The organism is Nocardia sp. NPDC049707 (assembly GCF_040674855.1).
Taxonomy (GTDB): Bacteria; Actinomycetota; Actinomycetes; order Mycobacteriales; family Mycobacteriaceae; genus Nocardia.
This window is the reverse complement of sequence record NZ_JBFANN010000020.1, coordinates 50,648-73,200: the sequence shown is the minus strand read 5'-3', so window position 1 is coordinate 73,200 and position 22,553 is coordinate 50,648. Positions and strand designations below refer to the sequence as shown.

The window sequence follows — 22,553 nt, the reverse complement described above, 5'->3', positions numbered from 1 at the left end:
AAGCATGAGTTTTGTCTATAAACTCAACAGGTCGACGACGGTCATGCTATCGGCCAGCGAACCGGAGTCATCCGCGAGGATGTCAACAACAGTCCGGTAGTTGCCGCCGTTCAACTCGCTGGTTTGACGGCAGTGGTAGTGACCCGCGAACAAACGGTGTGGCCGGACCTCATCGACGACTGCCCGCAACTGTTGCCGGTGGCATTCAGCTGCATAGATTTCGGCTTGCAGGAACCCGTGCGGGTTGCCTTCAATGCTGGGGATGCGGACGCCCTCAGGTACGTCGTGACAGATCATCACATCGGCGGGGCCGTCGTTGATGGCCTGCAATGCTTGCTGGTAGCTGATGGTTTCACCAGCCCACCATTCGCGGCCTGCTACCCGCCAACGTCGGTCGACGGAGTGGGCGCCACCGAGCGCGAGAAACTGAACGCCGTTCCAAGTCCAGCGGTAGCAGCGTGGGAGGTAGAACAGGTTGGGGCGGATCGCGATCGGGGTGACACCCTGCTGTTCAACGAGGACGTGCAGACGTTCATGATGGTCATGGTTGCCGTCGACCCAGCCGAGCATGAGCCCGGTGTCTTCGAGCGCGCGCTGCACGCCAGCGAGGAACTTCGGGGACAGATCGTACGCGAAGTCACCGACATGCAGGACCGCTTCCGCGCCTTGTTCTTTCGCGTAGCGGATGGCGCGGACGGCGTAGTCCTTATTGGCGTGCCAGTCCCCCGCCACCGCGATGATAGTTGGATCGAGCGATTCAAACGCGGTCATGCTGCGGCCCTTTCTCCTGATCGGTGATGCGTGCCAGGTCGGCCTGGTAGGCGGCCTCGTACCGGAGCCACGAGTCGGCGGGAATGCCCACGACGCGCTCCAGGCGGATCGCAATGTCATTGGTGACGGGCGCGCGGCCAAGGATGATGTCATTAAGCCGCTTTCGCGTGTATCCCAAGAGGTCTGCGACTTGCTGCCGGGACATGCGCTGTTCGCAAATCCATTCCACCAGGTATTCACCTGGAGCGACGGCGTAGTTGGTCGGGTTGATGTCGGCCCAGGCGGTCACTCGTCGTCTCCTGCTGGCTCATACACGCCGTACCACTGCCCGATCTGTACCCACGTAATCCGGTGCCGGACAGTGTCGTAGTCACCTGTGCGGTGCATTTCGGCCAACTCGTTGAACGTGCAGCCGAGCAAATCGAGCGCGTCACGGATCCACGCCCGGCAGTCGTCCTCGGTCAGTACGATCAGCGTGTCTCTGTCGGTCACGGGTTCGCTGCCCGAAGTAGTGCGTCTACGTGACAGGGAGCCGACAACGGACACCAGCACGCAAGGTCTTTGCCGCGCAGCCAGATTGACGCTTCATGTGCCATGGTCCACCCGGATTCGCCGATCTTGCATCGGATCCACTTCTCGTACGCGTCGATACACTCTTGCGCAGTGAGGACGTGTTCATCATGCAGATCGCGCAACCCACCCCAGTCCCACAACGTGGAGTGAGTGTCGAACACAGAGCCGACTGTGGCGCCGACTCGATAAGGGTTGCCCCAGTACCCCGGACGGCCCACGTACACCGCTCCCGCGGGCATCTTCCAACCAGCCGAGCGCTTCCGCTGAATGCGTTGCGGCATCAGCTCCCCCACCCCAGTTCGTGGATACGGCGGGCACGGGCGACTATCGCGTCCATGTGCGCTGTCGTCTCGGCGAATTCGGTTAGCCATTCGGCGCGTTGTTGTTCGTTCTCGGCGTACCGGATGCCGACCCGTTCCCCCGCTTTGTGGTGCCAGCGGTATGGCCAGTCAGCCCAAGTGGTTTCGCGGCGTAGCATCCAGTGCGCGACGTTGTCCGCGAAACACGGAACGAACATGCCTGTGCAGTGCATGAACACGCCGCGTTGATGGAAGTAATACCACCAGTCTCGTAATCGCCCCATTAGTCCTCCGTGGAGAGTGCATCCCGCAGTTCGGTCAAGGTGTCGCGCCGAGGCACAGGTGACGGGCCAACTTCGCTACTGCGTCGTCGAACCCGTCACCGTCAAGCTATTCCGGCATGTTTACGCCGCGGCCTGTTCACCGAGCAGCCACGGCCAGTCACCGTTACGCCCCTGTTCCAGTTGTGGAACCAGCCGGAACGTCGAATCGGTAAGCGAACCGAACTCATGGCGGTTCGCACCCAACTCGTAGGCTGCGGGGCGGTAACCGCCCAGGTTGAACCCGTAGATCGGCACATGCTTCGGCACAGCGGCCGTGATGTGCGGTGTCTGGGTTTGCATATCCGAGATGATGAACACCCGATCATGCCCGTTGTACTGACGACGGACCGCACCCGCGATATCGGTTCCGTGCCCGACTTCCCCGACTCGGTTGATGAACCGCGCGATCTCCGCAATGGGCGACGCACCCTTACGCACCTCGTGCCGGAACTCACCGTCCGCGAACCCGTGAATGTCCGCCTTGGCGCCGTTGCGAACTCCGAGGGCGACACCGAAAATGGAGGCGGCTTTGACTGCGGTCATCGTCGACTTCGCGCTGATTGTGGCCCGCATTGATCCGGACGTATCGATCAGGATCAGCGAACGGCCGCGCAGTTCGGGAATGTTCTTCAGTGCATGTCCGAGTGCGATATCTAGGGCGTGGCCCCACCGCAGCGACGGCGCAGCCTCGAACGCCGATACGAACCGGAACGGGAACTGACGCGACCGCGCAACCTCATCCGGGTCAGACAGCTTCGCCATCACCTGCGCGGCAACCTCATCCGAGACACCAGCCACATCGAGGTTCTTCAAATTCCTCAACAAGGCCATGAAGCCCATCGACGGAACGACCGCTTCCCAGCGCTTCGCGGTCCACACACCGAACGAGCCAAGCTGTTCCCACGTCATGCCAGCGCTCGCCAATGCTTCAGCGAGTTCGCCACGTTCGGCCGCGCCATCGATATGCGCTGGAGTCACCAGCTTAAATGCAGCATTCGCGCGCAGAACAGCCAGCGATTCGGGAATGACATTGTCGCGGTTGTGGCGTCGGTCGAGGGCATGCGCGAACAGGTCGTGCTGCCAGGCTGCACTAGCCTTCGGGTGGGTGAGGTCGATTACGTCACCGAACCGGAAGCCGTGAGATGCGGTGTCGTACTTCAGCAAACTGCGCTCGCTGTACAGCCGGACGGCAGCATCAGCCACACCCCGCTTGACAGGCTTGGGGATGTTGCGCCCGTAGTGCGACACCCAGTAGCCGACCATCTCACCTGGTTCGTCTGCGCGCTGCAACACGCTGGAGATGACGTGACGGTTACCGCCGTCGATGCCTGCGTCGAGGCGCGCTTTCACGTACTCGGCTGCACCAACCAGCGACGCGGAGCGCATGTTGCCTTCAGGGCCACGCAGCCACGCCAACAAGGCAGCGGTCCATTCGCCGTCTTTGACGGCCATCTTGTGAATCAGCTTGCGGTATCGGTCATCACGGTCACCGCTCGATTCGTAGAAGGTGTTTTCGCCAACGAAGTTGGACACGGCGAGCAAGAACAGCTCAGAGCGCGCGTCGCGGTTGAACGCTTCGGCACCTTCGTGGTTGACGGTCTTCTTCGTCTTGGTCTTGATCGGTCCTGTCACGGCCGGACGTACCTTGGTGTCGTTAAATTTGCTCACGACAAAGCCTCCCAACAAGTTCCTGGATTGCGTTGGGAGGCTTTCACATAGGGTGCGCTGAGAACGAAGCGAAGTAGGTGACGTTACGGCGCTCTGACAGTTGAGCTACACCCACGCCTTGCGCGGGTAACGGGACTCTAACCCGCAACCTCCGGCTCCAGATGCGAAGTAACCCACTTCTACACACCAGCGCACCCCTGTGAAGTTGTCTCCCGAGAACAGTTCCACGTTGCGGTGCTATTTCGCCAAATGAAGTAACCGCGGTTGTGGTTCACACCGGGATCCGATGTTGATTTACATTCTAATCACAACTCACGTTTGCAGTCAAATCACTACTCCAGCACGCCGGGCGGAAGAGGTGCGTTGATCAGCGCAGCCAAGAGCCTGTAGTGCTCAGGTCCCCAACTCGTCTCGCACGCAATGCATTTCGCGCTCGACTTGTCGGCTTGCAGCACGTAGGTTCGCACCTGCTCCCCCGCCCCGTCATCAACGTTGACAGTGGTTTCCCCGCACGCCGGGCAGGCTGCACGCAACTCCCAACTGTGGGTTTCCTCAGTGGGCAGAAGGTTGTTCGCGGTCCGCACCCATTTGCTGACTTGCTTGGTCATGCGCCGCAACAAACCAACATCTTGCGGGCGCCAACCGTGGTCCAGGAGCGCGTATAGGCGGCGTACTGTCACGTGACGGTTATGACTGTCGTCAGGGACAGTCGGCCACCACGCCTTCACTGTCTGGTCGATCTGAATTATCAACGACAGCGCATCAGTCCAACCAGGTGCACGAGATGCTGCGGGTGGCCTGCGTATGGCTTCGCCGCGGCGTTCACCGTGGCGTGCTTCGCACAGTTCGATGTACAGGGAGTCGAGCACGATGGTTTCGCGGGTGAAGTCGTCGCGTTCGATGCTGTCGGGTCGCAGGCCGATCAGGTCGTGCACGGCGTCGGAGAACGCAGTGTAGGCGCCGGCGACTAGCTCTGCGGTTTCTTCACTCACGCAGTTCGTCCCCCTCGTCGTCGAACATGTCCCATTCCAAGAGGACGCGCATCAGGTGGCGGGCATCTTCGAGCGCGTTATGCTGGCCTTCGGTCTGCTCGACAGGCTTGAAGGTCGGCGTCAGCTTCAACGCCTGCTGAAGGTCGTTGGTGTACATCGGGATACCTTCGGGGAGGTCGATCATCCGACCCCACAACTGGCACAGCGCCACATGGTCATAGGCTCCGTAGTCGGCCCAAAGGTCTGGTTTGCCTTCAGCTAGCAGGAACTCTCGAACCTCGTTGGCGATAACCCACTTGGGCTTCACGGCCGCGTTCGTGCGGTCGAGCTCGAACGGTCGGCCAGTGCCAATTGCAACGACCATCGTTTTGGGGCGAGTAGGCAATGATGGGACGACGTTCTCCATCAGCCACCGCTCATGCCGGATCTCATCGACAGGCATGTCAGCGTTCACCGCGTAATATTCACGCCCGGTCTCACTGACGATCCCGATAGAGATCAGTTCGATTGTGCGCCCGTCCTCCAAAAATTCGAGATCGTAGGCGTACATGGTCGTGTCACTCATCGCTGTTGTCTCCGTCGTGTTCACTGCGGTCCCATTCGAAGTCGGGGATGTCCCATGTCGGTTCGTGCATCCAGTTGCCGGGTTGAGGTGCCTGCTGCCAGAAGCATTTGTCGGGCGGCATCGGATCGGTTCCGCCGCCTCGGATCGTCCACACGCTGCCGTCGACGCCTCGGATGTGGACTTCACGGCCCTTTTTGGTGCGGTGTTCGCGGTTCCGTTTCCGGAACGGGTTCAGCATTCGCAGTCCAGGAAGTGCCGCCCGCAGGTCACGCACACGTCGGATTCGTCCAACCAGTCGAACTCGTCACCGGGGTCGTCGTAGTCAACGTCCATCGAAACGAATCCCCCGCAGCTTCTCGTACTTCTGCGCATTTTCCTGCGCCTTGCGGAACGCCTCGTTGGCGTCAGCAACGTTGATGGTGACCGCCGTCGCGGGGCGATAGACAATCCCGTTGTCGGTTTCTTCAATGGTGCTGTGAGTGCGGAACTTGCTGGGGTCATTAAGGCATGCCGCGTGCCAACGGTTGAGTTCGACGGAATTCCGCATGTATCCCCATTGCCAACAGGCGAGCCACGTCGCCAAGATTGCGTCGACCCAGTCAGTGCGTAGTGCCATTGCGGCAACAATAAGCGCCTCGAACCCGATGAGAACGCCCCGTTCGAACCAGTTCGATTCACGCCAGGTTTCTATAGCGGTGGGCTGCATGCTCTTGATCACGCTCATTGCTGGTTCTCCTGGTCGCCGAATAGATCGACAATTGTTACGGCTCTATTGCTGTGGATGAGGGCGTGCACGGTTCGAAGTACACGGATCTCGGTGGCGTTTAGGGGGCGGTCTTCCCTTACTTGGGCGGATCGTTCTCCCCACATGAGGCAGCCGTGCGATATGCATCCGAAGGGTTGCACGCTGACGGGGTTACGTTTCGGCACGGCTGCCGCCTCGTGGCGTGTGAACCATGCCAGCCAACACAAAGCGAATGCACATGCTCCACGCAACGACCAGGACAGTAACCGCCACACAATTAATCGCAGTCCGGCTCATCCGGCTCAAACTCCTCTTGACGTCCTCTCCGATTTAGGCGGAGATCTTCGACCGCGTGACTTTCGCCACGCTTCGTGGTACCTGTTTCATCGGCAACTGCATGACCGTGGTCGCGTCTTACATCGCCTCCGCAGGCGTTTAATCTCTCGGCGCGTCCCGCCGCGAGGATATTGATTGCCGCGTTCAAATCGCGGTCGTGGGTGACACCACACGTGCATGTCCACTCTCGAATTGAGAGTGGTTTCTTCCCGCCCACAGCTCCGCATATGGAGCACATTTGCGTGGAAGGAAACCAGCGGTTCACCTTGACGAAGGTCCGTCCGTATCGGGCGGCTTTCTCCTCTAACATGCGGGTGAACATGCCCCACCCGGCGTCTTGAATCGACTTCGCCAACCGGGTACGAGCCAAACCCTTGACGTTCAAGTCCTCCACGTACACCGCTTGGTTCTCGCGGATGATCTGCGTGGAGTTCTTGTGCGCCCAGTCTCGGCGCGTATCGGCTACTCGGGCATGAGCTTTCGCAACTCGAATGCGCGCTTTCGCCCGATTCTTGGAGCCCTTCTCCTTGCGGGACAGGGCTTGTTGCGCCTTGCGGAGCTTGCGTTCCGCCCGCCGCAGGAAACGTGGATTGTCGATCGTCTTCCCATCCGACATCACCGCAAATGCGATCAAGCCGAGGTCGATACCGATTTCGCTGTCGATCTCGGGCAACGGTTTCTGATCGACCTGCACCACGAATGAAGCGAAGTAACGACCGCTCGCGTCCTTGATGATCGTCACCGACGACGGGGCGGACGGGAGTTCTCGTGACCACGCGACTTTCAGTTCCCCGACCTTCGCGATATGCAGTTTCCGATTCGACCGCAGCGAGAAACCGTTGCGCGCCAACCGGATCGACTGCCGATTGTCCTTGCGGGAACGGAAGCGGGGTGGACCGACCTTCGCGCCCTTTCGCTTCCCGCTGACCGAGGCGAAGAAGTTGCGGTAGGCGGTGTTCAGATCCGCCAAGGCTTGTTGCAGTACCACCGACGATACATCACCCAACCACGCGCGTTCTGGAGCCTTTTTCGCCTCCGTCAGCGCTTTCGACAGGTCGGCGTCCTTGACGTATGGCAGCCCGTTCGCTCGCGCAGCTTCCCGAGTTGCTAGTGCGTCGTTGTACACCACCCGCGCGCATCCGAATGCCTTAGCCAAATCCCCCTGCTGCGTGGCAGAAGGATAAAGGCGGTAGTTATATCTCAGATGCACAGACTAATCATATCGATCAAGTCAAACCCGACTTTCCGAAGCCGTTAACGTCGCCCCGTCGACGATTGAGCGCGCAAACAGATATGCCCGAGCGCGAACCCGGGCTTATCGATGCGTCAGGGAACTTATGCCGCGTTTTCGCCGTCAGCAAACAGGCGCGCAACAACCGCGGCTGCTTCCGCGCGATGCGCGTCCCGCCAATCTTCCTGGTCCTGCGCATCCATTTCCGCGAGCTTCTTCGCAGCTAGTGGGGACAACATGAGTGCGCCGTCCGCGCGTTGCAGGAAAATCTTCTCCTCGGGCATAACCTCCCGCAGACGATTCAGTTTCGCCATCATCGCCGCACGATCAAAACCAGGGATCACGCCGCCACCTCATTTCGTGCACCGATCAGCCCATTGCTTTCCCACCACGCCGTATAGGTATCCGTCAGCCAGCGGTTAATCGCGCCCTGGTCGGGTTTCGCAGGTAGGTCCGCAGTCTTGGCGAGCGTGTTGAGCTGGTTCAGCAGGTCGTCAGCGCGGTCGAGCGCTTCTTCTTTCGTGTGCTCGCCGCGGCGCAGCTCTAGCAACCATGTGCGGTCCGGCTCGGGCATCGGCAGCGTGATTCGGCCTGTGGTCAGCAGCTCGACGCCCTGAATACCCAGGCGCACCATGTGATAAGCGAATTTCCCATCGAACCCCATCTGTTCGATCAACTCCGGCCGGTTCGTCCGCTGGGATCGCAACCCGAGCATCCGTTCCTTCTGTGCCTGCAAGTAGCCACCAAACCGGAAGGCGGCGTCACGTGACAGGAACCGTTCGGGATGGGCTTGGATGTCGCGGCCGACGTCGTTGATGTACACGATCTCCTGTGGCGGGATGTACATCAGCAACAGCACGGTCGGATTGCCCTGCGCTGCAAGCCTTGCCCACTTGCGCAACGAATAGATGACCAAGTCAAGGTCACCCTTGCCAGACCGCACGCCCTCCGGCTGCGTCCGCCACTGGTATTGCTCAAACTTCGCATTGCCGATGACGTAGGCGGGAGGTTCGAGTGCGACGCCCATTTCGTCACGGTCATCGTTACCGGTCGTGACACCGTGCAGTCCGGAGCCAACTTGCCCGCGAAGGACGGTGTTCTCGTCGGCGATCTGCTTGAACGTCGGCAAGCTGTGAGGGTTTGTCATGCTGCTTCTCCAGTGGTTTTCGACCGTTTCGAGAACCGATCGAACATGATCAGGCTTCCCGCCACTGCGACGTTCAGTGACCATGCTTCTGGTGACGGGATCTGTACGACGTGATGGCATTTCGCTAACACATGGTCGGGGATGCCTCGGTCTTCCGCCCCCAACAGGTAGACGGCCTGGTTCGGGTGCTGAAACCTGGTGAGGCTGACTGCGCGGTCGGACAGTTCGACCGCGATGAGCTGGCAGCCGTGCGGCAAGTGTGTGATCAGGTCATCGATGTCGGTGAACTTGATCAACGGCAGCGACTTGTGTGTCTTGCATGTGTCGCTGGACTGGTATTCGTACCGGCGTGGCCCGACTGTGGCGATCATGCTGGCCTGATACGTTTTGGCTGACCGCCAGAGCGTGCCGACGTTAGCTTCGGTCTTCGGATTATGCACCGCAACCCCAAAATAGCCCGCGGTCATACCGCATCCTCCTGACGTTTCGCCGCCCATGCCGCGAGTTCTTCGACGGGCATCTTGCACATCACAAAGCGGGCGTACTGGTCTTCGGTCATGCCCAGGAATTCGGGCAGCGAGACACTGAGCCCGTTGCCGTGCTGCCATTCGTCGATCAGGTCGTCGATCAACTCTTCGGGGTAGGTCACAGCCAATCCACTCCCGCTTCACCGAATTCCCACTCGGCGCGTTGGATCACCCGTACGACAAGCCCGGACGAACTGACCTCTGCGCAAATCCCGTCGTGCTCGTACCTGAGGTCGCATCCCCGCCCGCAAACGCCGGTTCTGCGGTCTGGCAGCAGTTCGGGCGGGCACTGCATCAACGGACCCAATTCGACGGTCATGCGGCTTGCTCCTGGTCGGTCGGTAGCGTGTAGATGATGTCGAGCCACATGCGTCCGCCTTCACCTTTGACGGGCGGGTGAATGATCGGCTCTGGCTTCGACATCCATTCCGGGGTGTCATCCGCGACCAGCCCGTAACCAGGGACAACCCGCGTGCCGTGCACCCGTGCGGGTGTCATGGCATCGGCAAGCGGTTTGAGCGTCGCGATTAGGTTGTCTGTGTCTCGGCGGCGACTGTCCCGCGGCTGGTAATGCAGTTGCAGGACAGCGAAACTCGCATGCTGCGGCAGGTTCTCCGCGACAGCGAGCGCGACCATCGTTTCCCGGATCTCACGCGTGAGTGCTGCTTTCGCCATCGCGGCGCCACGTGTCAGGCCGCGGTCGTTCATCGAAAGCGGGGGCGCAGTCCAAGGCAACTCAATCGTCACAGTGACGGGTGTCAAAGCGTCACCACCTTCGTGAAGTCCCCGAATCGGGTGAACGGTGCCCAGCAGACGAAGCAGTTCGTCTTGCCGTTACGTGCGACCTTGTCGTTGAACTCATCACGGTTCTTTGCGATGCATCTCCCGCACGCAACAGCTTCCCCGCACCCGTGGTTGTCGACGTGGAACTCAGCACGGTTGCCGCATTCAACGCAAGTCTGTTCGTTGGTTGTTTCAGCGTTCACAGTGGCATCACCTGAACGAACTCGTCGTACTTGTTGAACTCGCGTGGACACGCGAAGCAGCCGATGACGCCGTCGAGTTCCAGAATCCAATCGACGTAGTCTTGATGGTCGGCAAGACACTTCCCGCACATGTAGGCGTGTCCACACCCGTGGCCATCAGCGAAGAAGTGTGCTGCTTTCTGGCACACGTCGCATTCGACCGAATACTCAAGTTGTCCGATGCTGGCGACGCGTTCGTCTATCTGGGTGCTCATGCTGCGTTTCTTTCGCGTGCAGTGGATTTGGTGGTGTGCCAGTGCTGCCCGGATGGGCATTTGTAGGCGCGTGCTGGTCGAGCGCCAGGTACTGACCGGTTCACGAACCGCGCTATCGCGTTCTCGGCATGCACCTGGTTCGGGTACACCTTTTTATGTGGTGTCGGGCATTTCGGCATACTCGCGTGGATCGTGTGGCTGTACAGGTTCGCCATCGCATGCGCCTTGCTGTAGCTGACCGTGTGGAATCCGCACAGGCAGTACGCTGTGTAACTCGCAGCCAAATGGTTGACCCTGACGAGGACATGACCGGTCGGGTTCACTGCGGCACCTCCCCCAAGGCGTGTTGCACGTCCGCCACGGCCCGCTTCCACCCGCACGACACGGGACCGGTATCGGGGTGAACATCGCAGCGGGGATGCCCGGACAGGGCTGAGCGCACACAATCGGCCAGCGATTCCAGGTCTTCGATGCGTTTCGCGTCCCGCTGTTGTTTGGCTGCGATTGCCACGAGTTCCTGTGCCCGATCCGCCCGCAACACGTCGAGCGCGATCGTCACCCGGTCAAGTTCGACGAGAACAGTTGGCAGGGAATCTATTCCGGCGATAAGCCCAAGCCTGCCCACAACGCCATCGAGTTCACAGCGCGCCTCTTCAACCGTGATCAGTTCATCCATTTCGTTTGCCTTCCAATGCGTCTCGCAATGCGGACGCGAACGCGCCGCACACGATGCTTCGGTTTCCGGTGTCGAGTTCGGTGGTGTTGTCCCAGGTGTCGGCGAGAGCCGTCACACGAGCGATGGCCGTGCGGAGTTCGAGCAGTTCGGCGGCCATGGCGCGCTCGCCCGCGTTGGTGCACACGCGCCAGTCGTCGCGGAGTTGGCTCAGGCGCTCGTCGGTCAGGCGATCAGTCATCGTCTTCTCCCCACAGCAGGATGCTTGTCCCCTCGGGTACGTCGAGTTCGATGGCTGGGTCGCTGTCGCGGTCCGGGCGCACGTTCAACCGCACCGGATATGTCCATGCCGGGTCGGCATGTTGGACGGTGAGGACCCAGCCGTCACCAACGTCCGTCAACGAGCTACCGACCGGACAGAAATCCGCTTCGATCGCAAGCTGAGCACCGCTGGGAGCAGTCAAGACGAGTGTTGTCGGCCTGTATACCTCATACTCGTCGTGGATGTAGTCTTCGAGTTCGAGAAGGTCGTCGGATGCGCCGTAGATTCGGAGGGTGTGCAGGTCTGTCCCGATTTCCGAGTGTGGGGTAACCGCGAACTCTTTGGCGATCAGGTCGGCAACGTGTTCGGCGTGTTCAACACTGTTCATGAATTCCAGATCGGGGCAGGCGCGACAACCCATGCACACTCGGCCTGTGAGTTGATGCTCATAGAGCAAGTGCACCAACGCTTCTCGGGTGTCACTCACTGGTTGCCTCCGTTCTCGGGCACTTCCCAGTCGGCAGCGAGGAACAGTTCAACTCGGCCGGTCGTGCGGTCCCATTCCCAATCGACTACGGGCCGCCCATCGACGTGGAGCTTGCCCTCTACGAGGGCGTCTTCGAAGGTGCTCATCAGTCGGTCTCCTCAGTTGTTTGGGTGCGTCGCCATACGGATGCCACTCCCCCGTGTGATCGGGCGGTGGTGGCCTGCACGCCTGCTTTTTCGATGACACCTGCACGGTTGAGTCGTTGCAGTAGCGGCCCGAATACGCGTGGTTCGGTCATGTCAGGCCAGCCCGCGGCACGCATCCGCGCGTAAATGTCGGCGTTGACGAATTGGGTGCCAGCGGGGAGTTCGCGTATCAGCGTCTCGGCACGCTGGAGGTACACGAACGCGGGCGGAACGGTGGCGGTCATTCGGTGCCCGCCTCGGTCGGAGTCCACAGGACGATGACGCCTGCACCTCGGGCGTGTGCCAGTACGGTCGCGCTGCTCTCGGTGCACTGGGCGGCTGGTCTCACCCAGACGGGTGTGTGGTCGTCGAGGTCGGGCACCGCCTGGTGGCTCACGCCGAAGGCGAGGATGATGGACATAAACGGCAGCGCGTCCAGTTCCTCGGGTGTTTCGATCCTGCGGGCGGGCGGCTGCCAGCCAGCGGCGATTACGTCACCTGCTTGATAGCGGTCGTTGTCGTTGACTTTCGCTGTGATGCCGCGCCGGGATCGAGCAAGTAGGGCGGCGAGCTGGTCGCGGTCGCTCATCGGATGAAGTCCTGTTCGTCAGCGAAGTAGGCTTCGGTTGGGTTGTTCGCTTCCACCAAGATCAGGCGGCGGGCGTGGGTGATCCAGTTGGGCGAGATGTGCGATCCCAAGCCGTATCCCCCAGCGGGCGGCAGGAATTCGAACAGCAAATGCCCGTCAGTGACGTGAAGCGGCAGCACGAGCGCGAGACAGTTCGTGAAGGTGCCGCCGTACGGGTACTCGCCTGTGATGTCCCAAATGGATTCAGGCTCAGCAGCAAGCCACGGCTTACGCATCAACATTTCTGGACTAGTCACGCGGCTTTCTCCCATTCGCCCATTTCGGCGCGCTCGATATGCGCGTCACAGCCCCACGCACGCAACTCTTCGAGACGAGCGGGGAGCCTCCCCCGCGTCAAATACCGCTTCGAGGACACATACGGGACGTACAACATGTCCTGCCGCCAGCCCGGATAACCGGTCTCCCAGTCGCCGTCGTCGCCGTCGCAGATCAGGTAACCGTGCCGCTCTCCCAGGTAGCCGCTATCGGGCAGCCAACGGTCAAGATCTTTCGGCATCCAGTCCGGTACGGGTTCGCCGCCCTTCAACGCGTTGACAATCCTGGCCCAGTAGTCGAAGCCCTGCTCCGCGAACGGCTTTCCATTCTCGGTTGGCCAGAAATCGACCACCAGACGCCACACGTACTTGCGAGCGCTCATGCTGCAACCGCTGCCTTCTCGGCTACGGCGGCCTGGTACTTGTTGATGCCCCACACGATGGCGTGGCAGGCACGCAGGTAGTGGATGGACCAGTCGTTGAGGTCCCACTCCCACCAGTCCTCGAATGTGAACTTGGTGCCGTCGTCGAGGTAGTGGCGGAACTCATCGAGCGCGTGCCGCTCGAAACCATGTCCCGCCTGGTCGAGCAAATCCTCACGGATCGCCCGGAACAATGCGGCGTTCTCGCCGATCGAATCGTCGCGCCGCTCCCAAAAGTCATGCACAACCGCGGACGTGAACTTCTCCGCCGAGACAGCCTCGATCTTCGTTCCCTGCGCGACCAGCTTTTCAGCCCAATAGCCAGGGTTGATGTAGCCGTCACGTTCCTTGAAGAACTCGAACATGTCCGGGATACGTGCGAACGTGAAGGACTCGAAATCGCCTGTGATGGACAGGTATCCGGGCCAGGTAACGAGCTGGAACCAGCCGCAGCTACCGGGCCGCCCAAACCTCACGTGCCGGTACAGGCCATCCTCGTGAAGGATGGTCATCTCGTGTCCACCGACGTAGTTGAGGAAGCCGCGGTACGACTCCTCCATGAGCAGACTCATCGCTTGTTCGCCTTCCTGGATTTGCGTGCGGCTTTGTTCTTGGCGCGCCGTTGCGCTACCACTTCAGGCGGGACAGTGCCCTCGTAGATGTGTGGGAGGCGTTGCAAGCCGATCAAAATCGCTTTGCCCCAACTGGTGTCGTACAGTTCGTCACGAATCACTGTTTTGCTCCGGTGTGTTGATTTTGTTGAGCGCGAGCCGCGCGTATAGGTCGATGTCGATGCCTGCTTTGACGGCGAACGCTGTGGCCAGTGCGGCCAGCGCGAGAACCGTTGAGAACAGGTCGCAATGGGTCAAGATCACCCGGAACCCGTTCGGGTCATCAGCCGCGAACGCGTGTAGGAGAGCGGTAGCGTCTTTCAACGCATCGGCGCACTGGTCGTTCAACTCAGGTCCGCCGTTCACGCTGCTTCCTCTTCGAATGGCAGGGTGTCTTGCCCTTCCGCGGGCGGTTCGGGTTCTTTGTCGGGGTGGATGATTCCGCCCCAAACACCAGGCACGCGAAGGTACTGGCCGTTTTGCAGTTCGGTGTGAAGGTTGCGGCAGCGCAGTCGCACCAGTTCGGGGCAGGCTTCGCACTGTCTGGCCGCCCAATTCCGACGCCGTTCTGCTGCCCGGTCGTCTTCGCCGTCGACGTGCCAATCCCACGCGGACGCATGATGTTTCCGCATCCACGCGTCATGTTCGGGGGTTTGGCATTTCGCCCCGGCAAACGGGTCTACGCGCTTGCTCATGCATGCACCGCCGCGGCGATGGTGGCGACGACAACCCCGACCAGGAGGAGCGGTATGCACGCGATTAACGCTGCCGTTCGCAGTAGCTGTTGACGTGCTGTTGTCACGGGAACCTCCTGGTTTTGGGTCGTGTATCGCCAGCTCACAGCGTGATTTGCTGACCGATTACGTTCTTACGTTTACAAGCGAAACTCTAGCTTGCATCGCAAACAAAATCAACAATGCGAACACAACAAAGAGGGCGGAGAGACATGCTCTCCGCCCTCTCAACACCAACAGCAGCTACCGAACGGCATCCCCCAACGCCGTCCATACCCCAGCAGCGTTCAACATGAGCGTCTGCAACTCGTCACGGTCAAGCGCGACAACGAGGCTGCGCATGCCGTTGCTGATCGTGAGCGCCGCATACGGCTGCCCACTCGGCGTATCACTATCAACATCCAGGGCGACCGTCGCGCCCGTCTCCGTGGTAATCATCAGAGTCAACCCCTAGCCATCAGCCAGATAATGAACGCCCCGAACGCGACGAGCGAAAGAAAAGCGATGACCTCGGGCCACGTCATCGCGTCCGAAGTGTTCTCGGCGGCAAGCAAAATCAAGTTGTTCATGCGGCTTTCCTCCTACTGGTGATTGCGCGTTTCCGATTCCCGTTGCGGGCCGCGAGGATCACAGCCACACTCTTGCGTGTCGGTTTCGGCTGGTACGGGTCGAACGAATGCGCGCCGTCCTCATCGGTCCGTTGCGCTGTGATCGACTCCAGCGCACACAAATACCGCTGCAACGCCTCCTCGGCCTGTACGGAACCGTGCCCGTGGCGACGGGCCGCCCAATCCGCAGCCTCTGCGAGGTCTTCGATACGGGTGTTCAGAGGCGACCCGTATCCACCGATCGCGCTCATGCGGTCACCTCACCGATAGGCCAGTCGAGGGCATCAAGAATGCGGCCGTCGTAGGTGGCGATAGCGTCTTCCAACCAGGCGACAGCAGCATGGTTGTCCGCTACCTGGAACAGGTAATGCGCTTCGTCTGGCACGAGCCCGAGAAGGCGCGCGGCGATGACATCGGTGTATCCGGTTTCACCGGTGCGGAAGTCGAGTACCTGGATGCCTGCGCCGATTTCGGCGTCGAGGCGCAGCAATCCCCAGTGGCCATCGAGTTTGATAGCCCAGCCGGCGACGCACAGCCGGTAGTCGCCTTGGTCATGGTTGTTGGGGTTGCTGATGATTTGGCGGTGGATCATCCGCATGAGCGGGATGTTGTGGGACATTGGTTCTCCTGGTTGGGGTATTTGGTAGGGGCGGCGCCCGAGAGATTTGGTGGTCGATCTCGGGCGCCGCGCTCCTCCTCCTGGCTGGCCGTCGAGCGCGCGCATTTTCCTGGGTGCTGCGGCCAGCGCGGGAGGCTTGTAGGGATATCGGTTAGAATGCGTTAAATCCGGCAACCTCAAGGAGAGCTGAGCGGACCTCTGGCGGGCATGATCGAAGATTTGCGATCTTCCCCACTTCTTGGCGGAGTTCTTCGTAGGTGGTCACATATGAATAGCGAGACGGATTGGTACGACGCCGCCGTCTTATCTTGTTAGCCGAAAAGCGGAGATCACCGAGCTTCGGGTCAGTCATGATGCGATCCTTGAAGTCGATGAGACCGGGTGGAATCGGTAGCGGGAGCGGTCGTCTGTCGCGAGCACGTATGCGCGGTGGAATGCTTCACCCCAGGTGGCGAAATCCTGCACGGGTTCCCACCATTGGCCGTTGCTCTTCTCCGATACCCACCAACGGTGATCGGGTGCGCGGTACACGAAAAACTCGGTCACGACAACACCTCAACGAAACCATTGAACCGTGCGTCGATGTCGTCAGCGGTCACGATGCGCGAGGGTTCGCCCGGATACATTTCGGTGAAGCTGTCGACGATTGCCCGTCTCATCCACCGAATCGGATTCCCTACATGCTCCAAACCGTCCGGCCTGAAAAGGACGTTGCCCCAGGGTGCTTCGACGGCTCTCTTCCACCTGCGCGGCTCGGTCAGCCCCTCAACTTCGGCTTCCACGATCGGATCGTCGACTGCATCCAGGATTTCCATGCGAGTCGTGATCCGTACCTGTACGACCTTCGCCAGTTCCCGGAACGTTTCCGTCAACCCGAAGTGGCTAACATCCAGGCTCAGAGAGTGCAGGGTTGCGGTGGCATCGTCGGCAGCGTCCCAGGTGTATATCCATGTGCCGTCCGGCAAACCGGTGAACTCGGGGTTGTTGTGGCCGGAACCACCGGGCAGGTCGGCGCAGAGTTCCCCGTTGGGGAGTTTGATGGCGAACCAGATGGTTTCGCTGGTGTGCTCGCTCATTTCGTCTCCTGGTCGATCAGTTCCAGGGCCTTGGTCAGGCCGAGGTCGTAGCCTTTGCGGACCGGGTTCTTGTAGTCGTCGTCGCATCGGGTGGAAGTTGCGCGATGTTTGTCCAGTTCGGCGGCGATCTGGGCGCGCAGGGGGGCGAGTTCGCTCATGGTCGGCTGTCTCTCTCGAATCGGTCGGTGAGTGCTTTGATTTGGGCGGCAACCGCGCCTTGGTTGTCCCATCGAAGGTGGTGTTCGATCGCGTGCAAACCGTCGATCAGATGGGCAACCGCATCGCTCGAAACCGTTGTCGTTGTGGTCATTTCGGTTCCTCGTTCACGAGCCGGACGAGCGCGGCAGCGAAGATGCCCAGCAGGGTCGGGTGAACACCCGTTGCCTGGAGGATCGCAGCCACTTCAGCCACGTCTGCGCCGGTCTTTTCTCTGCGCGCGAAGTCGTCCCGCAACAAAGTCAGGTAGCGGTCGAGACGCATGTTCGCTTCTGCCGCGTACTGGTCTGTGCGGGCGATAGTGGCGGGGCTGTAGCTCATTTCGGCTCCTGGTGGTCTTGAAGGAATGCGTCACACCGGTCGCGGAGTTCGGCGACTTCGGTGGGGTTGAGGTCAGCGCGGATCCCTTTGCGCATGCTCGCGTCGAGCGCGACTTTCAAACCCAGAAGGTTCGTGCCGTCCTGAACCGAGGTGTCGACGCCGTACCCGCCGTGGTCGCGGATGGGTGCGTCACCGTAGTAGGTGACGTGTTTCAGGTCGTCGTGCCTGGTTTTCACGGCATCACCTCACTGAGGTGGTCAGCCATGACGTAGAGGACGGCACCAACGGCCGATTCGATATGCCTGGGCATGACACCTTTGATCTCGGCACCGCACGCGCAGTCAACGAGTACGCCATCTCCATCGCCTTGGGTGATGGTCTCTGGCACGTGTTTCCGCAGGATCGCGGCGGTATCGGTGTTCATGCCGCCACCTGGAGCGCGTACCGCAGGTACCAGCCGTTGACTACGACCTTGATGTAGATGTCCTCGTCGTGGGCGAACGGCTCAGTCGCGATGAGGATTTCGGCCAGTTCGGTGCGGGCGTGGTTCCAGCAGAACGCCTCCTCTTCGACGGTCAGGCTGTTGGGCCTGTCGGTGTCTGCGTCGAACCCAACGCGCGTCCAGTCGACGTGGACAGCGGCCGAGTCGTGCCAGCCGTCGAGGCAGCATTCGGAGTCCCTGAATTCCTTGCCGTTCCAGTCGATCTCGAAGTCGACACGCGAGTCTTTGATGGGGAGGCCGAGGGCTTTCCGAGCCTGGGTTTCGGTGATGTCGCGCATGGGGTGGTCCTTCCTAGGCTGCGAGTGCGCCGTAGCTGGCGACGAGTTCGGCGGGGACTGTGACGGTGATTTCGTCCATGACCTGCCACATAAGGAGGTCGACGGCTGCTGTGCCGTGGCCGAGGCAGTAGATGCCGCCCTCGTGGGTCGCGCCGCGTCCTTCGAGGGTGATGGTTTCGGTGAGCATGACCGCCGGTTTCGGGCAGATGTCGCATCCGTCGACGAACAGGTGGTCCGCTCCGATACGTCCGACCAAGCGAAGGTCGTGGATGCGGAGGAGGTCTCGTACTTGCTGGGTGGCGTTCATGCCGCGTACTCCTCGACGTTGATTCGGACGGTGATCTCGCCGGTGTGACCGCATTCGCGGCAGCCTTGGCCGTTGCAGGGGCCGTGGATGGTGGGGATCCATTCGAAGTCGGTGTCGCTCATGGGGTCGCTTCCTGTGGTTCCGGTGCCAGCCGGGTTGGTGTTGTGTTTACACACTAAACATGCGTCTGCGATGCAAGCAAGGATTTCGGGGTGTTTCGGAAATTTTCTTGTTTTGCTCGCAGACTCTTGCTTCGATCGTAAACACAGTGTACGGTCGAAGACATCACCAGCACAGGCAAGGAGAACGAGATGACCGCCAAGGACACCGCCGCCGCGATCCGCGCCCAGCTCAAGAACCAGGGCATCAAGGCCCGTTGCCGCGTCTCCCCCGGCGACAAGGAGTGCGTACAGGTGTACACCCCAGTCTTCGAGATCAACTTCACCGAGGACGAGCAGCGCACCATCCGCACCGTGGCCGCCGATATGGGCTTGACCAAGGTGTACGGATACCCCATCGACATCGAGCGGATGACCGATCCGCGTCAGATGGATTTCTACCTGCCCGGCACATTCGCGCCCCGCGGCTGAACACCTCGAACCTTTCCGCCCCGATTGGAGACACCAATGACTGTCCCAACCCGTTGCCCGCAGTGCCGCAGCCGGATCGCTGAAGAGTGGGAACAGGAGTACGTCAACCGTTTCGGTCGATGCACGGAATGCGCCAGTGAGGCTCGGCCCCGCTGCCGTGAATGCCGTGGCACCTATCTGATGAGCGAGGACCGTATTACGTGCGGTTTGTGCGATGGGGCTTACGAGAACGCCAAGCTCGGCCGCTACTAGCCGTTGACTGCCGCACCGAACCCCTTTGCCTTGATTGGAGATTCAGATGACCGCCCCCGCCCTCGCCGTCGACGATTGGCGACATGTTCGACGCGGAAGTAAGGAACACGCCCGCGTCCGCGCCAACACGACTGCCGCCATGTACTACCGCGACCGTCGAACCCCTGGCGAACCCGCCAACCTCGCGGAGATGTGGAAGAGCTTCGACATGCTCCGCTACTGCCGCTGCAACATGTACGCCGACGCGGACGGCCGTTACCGGCTCGACTTCGGACTGTCGGTCTTCTATCTCACCGTCGCCGACTAGTCGTTTGCGTCGCGCCCGGCACTTCGGGCGCGGTGCTGGCCACTAGATCCGTGGTCATCCGTACCAATGCAAGGGGAGTCATGCGTACTGCATGTCTGATAGTTGCCGCAATCGCCGCAGCCGCGTTCACCGGCATATTCGCCACCGGGATAGCCGAAGCCGTCCCACTGGACTATCTCGCGGCCGATCACGTCACATGCTTTGTGCACGCGATCCCGCCATCGAAGTCAGGCGTTGCTGCGAACGCACCCATTCAGTTCGGCTACGAGGTGCATTGCACGGGCCGACCCGATGGTCGCAACATTGAGTACGTCCTGAACAAGAACGGCTCCAGAGTGGCGTTCGGCAGTAGCAAGGAGACCGACCCCGACAAGACGGAGGTGTTCTTTTACGAGTGCTCAGCTGGCGGAAGTATCAGCCAGTTCACGACTTACGTGGCGATGATCGGCAAGCATGTGACAGTTGACTTCAGCGAAGACACAAGCCTGCCTGTCGCCTTGCAGTGCTAGCGTGACGTCGAGCGAAGGGAGCGACCGTTGACAGCGGTTTTAGAGCATCCAGCCGTGGCCGTAGCCGCTGGCGTGGTGCACGATCTCGATATCTCAGCTGCGCCGGTCGCAGTGTTGGCCCGCGACGAGATCGCGGCGGTACTACTCGAAAGCCACGAGAAACGGTTCGTGGTGTTCGTGCCCCATGAGGGTGGGGAATGGGTTGCGCCTGGCATGACTTCGGGTACGCCGCGACGTGTGTCCCAACCGCGGGCGCAGGTAACAGGCCAAGTGCCGTTGGTGGGTTTGGCGGGCCGCGGGTTTGCGGTGACCGGGCCGGACGGCGAGCCGGAGAAGTTCGGGTGGTTCGCGATGACTGGGCAGGCAGCCGCGGACGCAGTGGAGGTGTCATTCACATCCACCGTGGATGTGGTGACCGAACCTGTTGGCGAGAGCGGGTTGGTGTTTGCGATCGTGCGCACGCAGATGATTGAGAGGCAGGACGGCTTGCTGACGTTCGAGAAGCCGACGATTCTGGTGCACACGCGAGATGGGCGATCGGTGGCGATGCATTCTTAGTAACACGGCCCACTGAACGCGAGAACCCCCGGATTGTCCGGGGGTTCTCGTCGTTTTAGGGGGTGATGAGCAGAGCGGGCGAGGGTCACGCAAGATTGCCGAGATTGCGTTTCTAAGCAAAACTCTTGTCTGCATCGTAAACAAGGTGTACGCTTATCTCATAGCAGGAACCACCACCGAAAGGGCCTACCGTGACCACCACCACCTACAACCCGGCACGCGCCGCCCGCATCGCAGCATTCCGCGCACTCCGCGCTCGTATCGCCCGCGCGGTCGTCCGGTTCCGCAACGGCGCCCAGGTGACCGCAGCCATCGCGTCGGGCGCCCTGGTCACGATCGGCGCCCACCTGACCAACCTGGGTGCGGATGAGGATTTCCGGCGCCGCTACGCCAGCCACGCGGGCAAGCGGGTCAAGGCCGCGTACCTCGCGCTCACGGGTGTTGACCCGCAGCAGATTTGGACCATCAAGCACGACCGCGCGATCCAGGTGTGCGCGTACGCGCCGACCGATCCGGCGCTGAACTGCGGTTTGCGCGCCTACACGCGGACCGCGCATCTCGTCGCAGCCTGATCTAACTTTCACCGAAAGGGCCACAACCATGACCAGCTCTACCCCCGTTTGCAGTATCACCTTCGAGCCGGGCAAAGAATTCGATGGCCGCGACATCCTGATCGGTCGCTGCTCGTGCGGCAAACTCATCTGGGGTTGGACCGTCGAGGGTGTGGAAGACCAGTTCGACCGGCACGCCAGCATTCCGGTGCCGCACGCAGAGGTGCTTGCTCGTCGAATCACGGTCGCAGACGTGGAGGCGTATCCCGACTATTTCATCAGCGGTCCTGGCCGAAAGATCGCGAGCACCACGGATTGCGGACACGGATACCACCTGACCGACCCTTGCCCCTGCTGCCCCTAGCTTAATTCGAGCCTGGTTCCCGGACAACGGCGTCCGGAGGGGATCAACGACGCTCCCCGAACCAGGCACCAACCTTTACATCAAGCCCTGACCTGCAAGGAGATTCAAATGGCCACCATGATCACCACTATCGAGTACAGCGTCTCGTTCCGTGAATGGGACCAGGATTCTTGGATGACAACAGTCGAGTCGCGCCCGATCACCAAGTCCCATGCGCTCGAATGCATCGCTGAAGCCATCGGGCGCGGTGACCGCATGAGTTCCGACGCCTGTTTCGGCTTCGAATCCTCCGACACCTACACCGTCCGGGCCATCCGGAGCGATGAAGACGGCGAGTGCGACGTCATCTACCGGTTTACGCGTATTTGGCAGTGATCGTCGCGCAACGCCACAGCCCAAGGGTCGTTAGCTCAGTGGCAGAGCGCGCGGGAACGGCGATTACCCCGCGGCGACGCAGGTTCAACCCCTGCGCGACCCACAACCGCAAGACCACCCACCACACATAAGGATCAAGCAATGACCGAAACCCGAGTGGAGTCCTGGACCTTCTACTGGCTGACCGGCCAGCGTGAAGTGTTGCCGGGTGCGACCGCAGTCGACGCGCTCAATCGCGCAGGTTACGGCGCGGGCGCCCTCCGCGCGCTGGACTTCTTCGCGGAGGGCGACCACGACGGCTGGGCATGGAACCCGGACACGCGGCATTGGGGCAAGGCAGATGACCGAGCCTGACGAGCACGGCCAGCCTGAACGTCCGGATCTTGTTGCGTGGCGTCGTCGGCAAGGGTTGCGGTCGTCGAATGC

48 protein-coding genes and 1 tRNA gene are annotated in these 22,553 nt (G+C 60.9%); 9 read left to right on the top strand and 40 right to left on the bottom strand.

Annotation, left to right across the window (positions count from 1 at the left end):
- Positions 1–15 precede the first annotated feature (15 nt).
- The 40 genes from AB0J29_RS19455 to AB0J29_RS19260 form a co-directional block, all read right to left on the bottom strand.
- Positions 16–771 (bottom strand): metallophosphoesterase, encoded by a 756-nt coding sequence (locus AB0J29_RS19455; RefSeq protein ID WP_364787635.1) that lies wholly within the window; start codon positions 769–771, stop codon positions 16–18.
- Positions 758–1,060, bottom strand: a complete 303-nt coding sequence (locus tag AB0J29_RS19450; RefSeq protein WP_364787633.1) for a HigA family addiction module antitoxin — start codon at positions 1,058–1,060, stop codon at positions 758–760. Before AB0J29_RS19450 ends, AB0J29_RS19455 begins: the two co-directional genes overlap by 14 nt.
- Positions 1,057–1,263: a hypothetical protein gene (locus AB0J29_RS19445; RefSeq protein WP_364787630.1), complete on the bottom strand. Its 207-nt coding sequence runs from the start codon at positions 1,261–1,263 to the stop codon at positions 1,057–1,059. The genes AB0J29_RS19450 and AB0J29_RS19445 overlap by 4 nt, the downstream gene beginning before the upstream one ends.
- A complete protein-coding gene (locus AB0J29_RS19440) occupies positions 1,260–1,625 on the bottom strand; it encodes a DUF4326 domain-containing protein (RefSeq protein WP_364787802.1) in 366 nt (121 codons plus the stop codon). Before AB0J29_RS19440 ends, AB0J29_RS19445 begins: the two co-directional genes overlap by 4 nt.
- On the bottom strand, positions 1,625–1,927 hold the full coding sequence (locus AB0J29_RS19435; RefSeq protein WP_364787627.1) for a hypothetical protein: 303 nt from the start codon (positions 1,925–1,927) through the stop codon (positions 1,625–1,627). The genes AB0J29_RS19440 and AB0J29_RS19435 overlap by 1 nt, the downstream gene beginning before the upstream one ends.
- Before the next feature lie 120 nt (positions 1,928–2,047).
- On the bottom strand, positions 2,048–3,634 hold the full coding sequence (locus AB0J29_RS19430; protein WP_364787624.1) for a TROVE domain-containing protein: 1,587 nt from the start codon (positions 3,632–3,634) through the stop codon (positions 2,048–2,050).
- Between the two features lie 332 nt (positions 3,635–3,966).
- Positions 3,967–4,626, bottom strand: coding sequence for a hypothetical protein (locus tag AB0J29_RS19425; RefSeq protein ID WP_364787621.1), 660 nt, complete (start codon positions 4,624–4,626; stop codon positions 3,967–3,969).
- The gene (locus tag AB0J29_RS19420) at positions 4,619–5,191 is read right to left on the bottom strand and encodes a hypothetical protein (protein ID WP_364787619.1); all 573 of its coding nucleotides are present in this window, start codon (positions 5,189–5,191) and stop codon (positions 4,619–4,621) included. Before AB0J29_RS19420 ends, AB0J29_RS19425 begins: the two co-directional genes overlap by 8 nt.
- Positions 5,192–5,513: 322 nt before the next feature.
- The gene (locus AB0J29_RS19415) at positions 5,514–5,915 is read right to left on the bottom strand and encodes a hypothetical protein (RefSeq protein ID WP_364787617.1); all 402 of its coding nucleotides are present in this window, start codon (positions 5,913–5,915) and stop codon (positions 5,514–5,516) included.
- 298 nt (positions 5,916–6,213) lie between these two features.
- A complete protein-coding gene (locus AB0J29_RS19410) occupies positions 6,214–7,482 on the bottom strand; it encodes a transposase (RefSeq protein WP_364787613.1) in 1,269 nt (422 codons plus the stop codon).
- 125 nt (positions 7,483–7,607) lie between these two features.
- Positions 7,608–7,847 (bottom strand): hypothetical protein, encoded by a 240-nt coding sequence (locus tag AB0J29_RS19405; protein WP_364787610.1) that lies wholly within the window; start codon positions 7,845–7,847, stop codon positions 7,608–7,610.
- Entirely contained in the window at positions 7,844–8,632 is a 789-nt protein-coding gene (locus AB0J29_RS19400) for a nucleotidyltransferase domain-containing protein (RefSeq protein ID WP_364787607.1), read from the bottom strand. The genes AB0J29_RS19405 and AB0J29_RS19400 overlap by 4 nt, the downstream gene beginning before the upstream one ends.
- A gap of 14 nt (positions 8,633–8,646) precedes the next feature.
- Entirely contained in the window at positions 8,647–9,117 is a 471-nt protein-coding gene (locus AB0J29_RS19395; protein ID WP_364787604.1) for an RNA methyltransferase, read from the bottom strand.
- The gene (locus AB0J29_RS19390; protein WP_364787601.1) at positions 9,114–9,299 is read right to left on the bottom strand and encodes a hypothetical protein; all 186 of its coding nucleotides are present in this window, start codon (positions 9,297–9,299) and stop codon (positions 9,114–9,116) included. The genes AB0J29_RS19395 and AB0J29_RS19390 overlap by 4 nt, the downstream gene beginning before the upstream one ends.
- 193 nt (positions 9,300–9,492) lie before the next feature.
- Complete coding sequence (locus AB0J29_RS19385) at positions 9,493–9,852, bottom strand: hypothetical protein (RefSeq protein WP_364787598.1); 360 nt, start codon at positions 9,850–9,852, stop codon at positions 9,493–9,495.
- 83 nt (positions 9,853–9,935) lie between these two features.
- Complete coding sequence (locus AB0J29_RS19380; RefSeq protein WP_364787595.1) at positions 9,936–10,163, bottom strand: hypothetical protein; 228 nt, start codon at positions 10,161–10,163, stop codon at positions 9,936–9,938.
- Complete coding sequence (locus AB0J29_RS19375; protein ID WP_364787592.1) at positions 10,160–10,477, bottom strand: hypothetical protein; 318 nt, start codon at positions 10,475–10,477, stop codon at positions 10,160–10,162. Before AB0J29_RS19375 ends, AB0J29_RS19380 begins: the two co-directional genes overlap by 4 nt.
- A 259-nt stretch (positions 10,478–10,736) precedes the next feature.
- The gene (locus tag AB0J29_RS19370) at positions 10,737–11,093 is read right to left on the bottom strand and encodes a hypothetical protein (protein WP_364787589.1); all 357 of its coding nucleotides are present in this window, start codon (positions 11,091–11,093) and stop codon (positions 10,737–10,739) included.
- A complete protein-coding gene (locus tag AB0J29_RS19365; RefSeq protein WP_364787586.1) occupies positions 11,086–11,331 on the bottom strand; it encodes a hypothetical protein in 246 nt (81 codons plus the stop codon). The genes AB0J29_RS19370 and AB0J29_RS19365 overlap by 8 nt, the downstream gene beginning before the upstream one ends.
- Positions 11,324–11,839: a hypothetical protein gene (locus tag AB0J29_RS19360; protein ID WP_364787583.1), complete on the bottom strand. Its 516-nt coding sequence runs from the start codon at positions 11,837–11,839 to the stop codon at positions 11,324–11,326. The genes AB0J29_RS19365 and AB0J29_RS19360 overlap by 8 nt, the downstream gene beginning before the upstream one ends.
- Positions 11,836–11,985, bottom strand: a complete 150-nt coding sequence (locus AB0J29_RS19355) for a hypothetical protein (RefSeq protein ID WP_364787580.1) — start codon at positions 11,983–11,985, stop codon at positions 11,836–11,838. The genes AB0J29_RS19360 and AB0J29_RS19355 overlap by 4 nt, the downstream gene beginning before the upstream one ends.
- Positions 11,985–12,269, bottom strand: coding sequence for a hypothetical protein (locus AB0J29_RS19350; RefSeq protein ID WP_364787577.1), 285 nt, complete (start codon positions 12,267–12,269; stop codon positions 11,985–11,987). Before AB0J29_RS19350 ends, AB0J29_RS19355 begins: the two co-directional genes overlap by 1 nt.
- Positions 12,266–12,613: a hypothetical protein gene (locus AB0J29_RS19345; protein ID WP_364787574.1), complete on the bottom strand. Its 348-nt coding sequence runs from the start codon at positions 12,611–12,613 to the stop codon at positions 12,266–12,268. Before AB0J29_RS19345 ends, AB0J29_RS19350 begins: the two co-directional genes overlap by 4 nt.
- Positions 12,610–12,894 carry a hypothetical protein gene (locus AB0J29_RS19340; protein ID WP_364787571.1) on the bottom strand — a complete coding sequence of 95 codons (285 nt, stop codon included), beginning with the start codon at positions 12,892–12,894 and terminating at the stop codon, positions 12,610–12,612. The genes AB0J29_RS19345 and AB0J29_RS19340 overlap by 4 nt, the downstream gene beginning before the upstream one ends.
- A gap of 11 nt (positions 12,895–12,905) precedes the next feature.
- A complete protein-coding gene (locus tag AB0J29_RS19335) occupies positions 12,906–13,310 on the bottom strand; it encodes a hypothetical protein (RefSeq protein ID WP_364787568.1) in 405 nt (134 codons plus the stop codon).
- Positions 13,307–13,921, bottom strand: a complete 615-nt coding sequence (locus AB0J29_RS19330; protein ID WP_364787565.1) for a hypothetical protein — start codon at positions 13,919–13,921, stop codon at positions 13,307–13,309. The genes AB0J29_RS19335 and AB0J29_RS19330 overlap by 4 nt, the downstream gene beginning before the upstream one ends.
- Before the next feature lie 150 nt (positions 13,922–14,071).
- A complete protein-coding gene (locus AB0J29_RS19325; RefSeq protein WP_364787562.1) occupies positions 14,072–14,326 on the bottom strand; it encodes a hypothetical protein in 255 nt (84 codons plus the stop codon).
- A 611-nt stretch (positions 14,327–14,937) separates the two neighbouring features.
- Entirely contained in the window at positions 14,938–15,132 is a 195-nt protein-coding gene (locus AB0J29_RS19320; protein ID WP_364787559.1) for a hypothetical protein, read from the bottom strand.
- A 5-nt stretch (positions 15,133–15,137) separates the two neighbouring features.
- Positions 15,138–15,263, bottom strand: a complete 126-nt coding sequence (locus AB0J29_RS19315; protein ID WP_364787556.1) for a hypothetical protein — start codon at positions 15,261–15,263, stop codon at positions 15,138–15,140.
- Positions 15,260–15,553 (bottom strand): hypothetical protein, encoded by a 294-nt coding sequence (locus AB0J29_RS19310; RefSeq protein WP_364787553.1) that lies wholly within the window; start codon positions 15,551–15,553, stop codon positions 15,260–15,262. Before AB0J29_RS19310 ends, AB0J29_RS19315 begins: the two co-directional genes overlap by 4 nt.
- A complete protein-coding gene (locus AB0J29_RS19305; RefSeq protein WP_364787550.1) occupies positions 15,550–15,921 on the bottom strand; it encodes a hypothetical protein in 372 nt (123 codons plus the stop codon). Before AB0J29_RS19305 ends, AB0J29_RS19310 begins: the two co-directional genes overlap by 4 nt.
- Before the next feature lie 542 nt (positions 15,922–16,463).
- The gene (locus AB0J29_RS19300; protein WP_364787547.1) at positions 16,464–16,997 is read right to left on the bottom strand and encodes a hypothetical protein; all 534 of its coding nucleotides are present in this window, start codon (positions 16,995–16,997) and stop codon (positions 16,464–16,466) included.
- Positions 16,994–17,155 carry a hypothetical protein gene (locus AB0J29_RS19295; protein WP_364787544.1) on the bottom strand — a complete coding sequence of 54 codons (162 nt, stop codon included), beginning with the start codon at positions 17,153–17,155 and terminating at the stop codon, positions 16,994–16,996. Before AB0J29_RS19295 ends, AB0J29_RS19300 begins: the two co-directional genes overlap by 4 nt.
- Positions 17,152–17,307, bottom strand: coding sequence for a hypothetical protein (locus AB0J29_RS19290; protein WP_364787541.1), 156 nt, complete (start codon positions 17,305–17,307; stop codon positions 17,152–17,154). Before AB0J29_RS19290 ends, AB0J29_RS19295 begins: the two co-directional genes overlap by 4 nt.
- Positions 17,304–17,534, bottom strand: coding sequence for a hypothetical protein (locus AB0J29_RS19285; RefSeq protein ID WP_364787538.1), 231 nt, complete (start codon positions 17,532–17,534; stop codon positions 17,304–17,306). Before AB0J29_RS19285 ends, AB0J29_RS19290 begins: the two co-directional genes overlap by 4 nt.
- Positions 17,531–17,770, bottom strand: a complete 240-nt coding sequence (locus tag AB0J29_RS19280) for a hypothetical protein (protein WP_364787535.1) — start codon at positions 17,768–17,770, stop codon at positions 17,531–17,533. Before AB0J29_RS19280 ends, AB0J29_RS19285 begins: the two co-directional genes overlap by 4 nt.
- A complete protein-coding gene (locus AB0J29_RS19275; protein ID WP_364787532.1) occupies positions 17,767–17,958 on the bottom strand; it encodes a hypothetical protein in 192 nt (63 codons plus the stop codon). Before AB0J29_RS19275 ends, AB0J29_RS19280 begins: the two co-directional genes overlap by 4 nt.
- Positions 17,955–18,314, bottom strand: a complete 360-nt coding sequence (locus AB0J29_RS19270) for a hypothetical protein (protein ID WP_364787529.1) — start codon at positions 18,312–18,314, stop codon at positions 17,955–17,957. The genes AB0J29_RS19275 and AB0J29_RS19270 overlap by 4 nt, the downstream gene beginning before the upstream one ends.
- A gap of 13 nt (positions 18,315–18,327) precedes the next feature.
- Positions 18,328–18,621, bottom strand: a complete 294-nt coding sequence (locus AB0J29_RS19265) for a hypothetical protein (RefSeq protein WP_364787526.1) — start codon at positions 18,619–18,621, stop codon at positions 18,328–18,330.
- Entirely contained in the window at positions 18,618–18,743 is a 126-nt protein-coding gene (locus AB0J29_RS19260) for a hypothetical protein (RefSeq protein WP_364787523.1), read from the bottom strand. Before AB0J29_RS19260 ends, AB0J29_RS19265 begins: the two co-directional genes overlap by 4 nt.
- A gap of 189 nt (positions 18,744–18,932) precedes the next feature.
- On the opposite strand from AB0J29_RS19260, the gene AB0J29_RS19255 reads away from it, so the two are divergent.
- From AB0J29_RS19255 to AB0J29_RS19215, 9 genes are all read left to right on the top strand, one after another.
- Positions 18,933–19,211: a hypothetical protein gene (locus AB0J29_RS19255; protein ID WP_364787520.1), complete on the top strand. Its 279-nt coding sequence runs from the start codon at positions 18,933–18,935 to the stop codon at positions 19,209–19,211.
- 298 nt (positions 19,212–19,509) lie between these two features.
- Complete coding sequence (locus tag AB0J29_RS19250; protein ID WP_364787517.1) at positions 19,510–19,770, top strand: hypothetical protein; 261 nt, start codon at positions 19,510–19,512, stop codon at positions 19,768–19,770.
- A 50-nt stretch (positions 19,771–19,820) separates the two neighbouring features.
- Entirely contained in the window at positions 19,821–20,279 is a 459-nt protein-coding gene (locus AB0J29_RS19245; protein WP_364787514.1) for a hypothetical protein, read from the top strand.
- A gap of 75 nt (positions 20,280–20,354) precedes the next feature.
- Positions 20,355–20,837 (top strand): hypothetical protein, encoded by a 483-nt coding sequence (locus AB0J29_RS19240; RefSeq protein WP_364787511.1) that lies wholly within the window; start codon positions 20,355–20,357, stop codon positions 20,835–20,837.
- Positions 20,838–21,028: 191 nt separating this feature from the next.
- On the top strand, positions 21,029–21,409 hold the full coding sequence (locus AB0J29_RS19235; RefSeq protein WP_364787508.1) for a hypothetical protein: 381 nt from the start codon (positions 21,029–21,031) through the stop codon (positions 21,407–21,409).
- Between the two features lie 28 nt (positions 21,410–21,437).
- A complete protein-coding gene (locus AB0J29_RS19230; RefSeq protein WP_364787505.1) occupies positions 21,438–21,752 on the top strand; it encodes a hypothetical protein in 315 nt (104 codons plus the stop codon).
- Between the two features lie 108 nt (positions 21,753–21,860).
- The gene (locus AB0J29_RS19225) at positions 21,861–22,127 is read left to right on the top strand and encodes a hypothetical protein (RefSeq protein ID WP_364787502.1); all 267 of its coding nucleotides are present in this window, start codon (positions 21,861–21,863) and stop codon (positions 22,125–22,127) included.
- Positions 22,128–22,151: 24 nt separating this feature from the next.
- Positions 22,152–22,230: transfer RNA gene (locus AB0J29_RS19220), tRNA-Asn, on the top strand.
- Between the two features lie 38 nt (positions 22,231–22,268).
- On the top strand, positions 22,269–22,481 hold the full coding sequence (locus AB0J29_RS19215) for a hypothetical protein (RefSeq protein WP_364787499.1): 213 nt from the start codon (positions 22,269–22,271) through the stop codon (positions 22,479–22,481).
- Positions 22,482–22,553 lie beyond the last annotated feature (72 nt).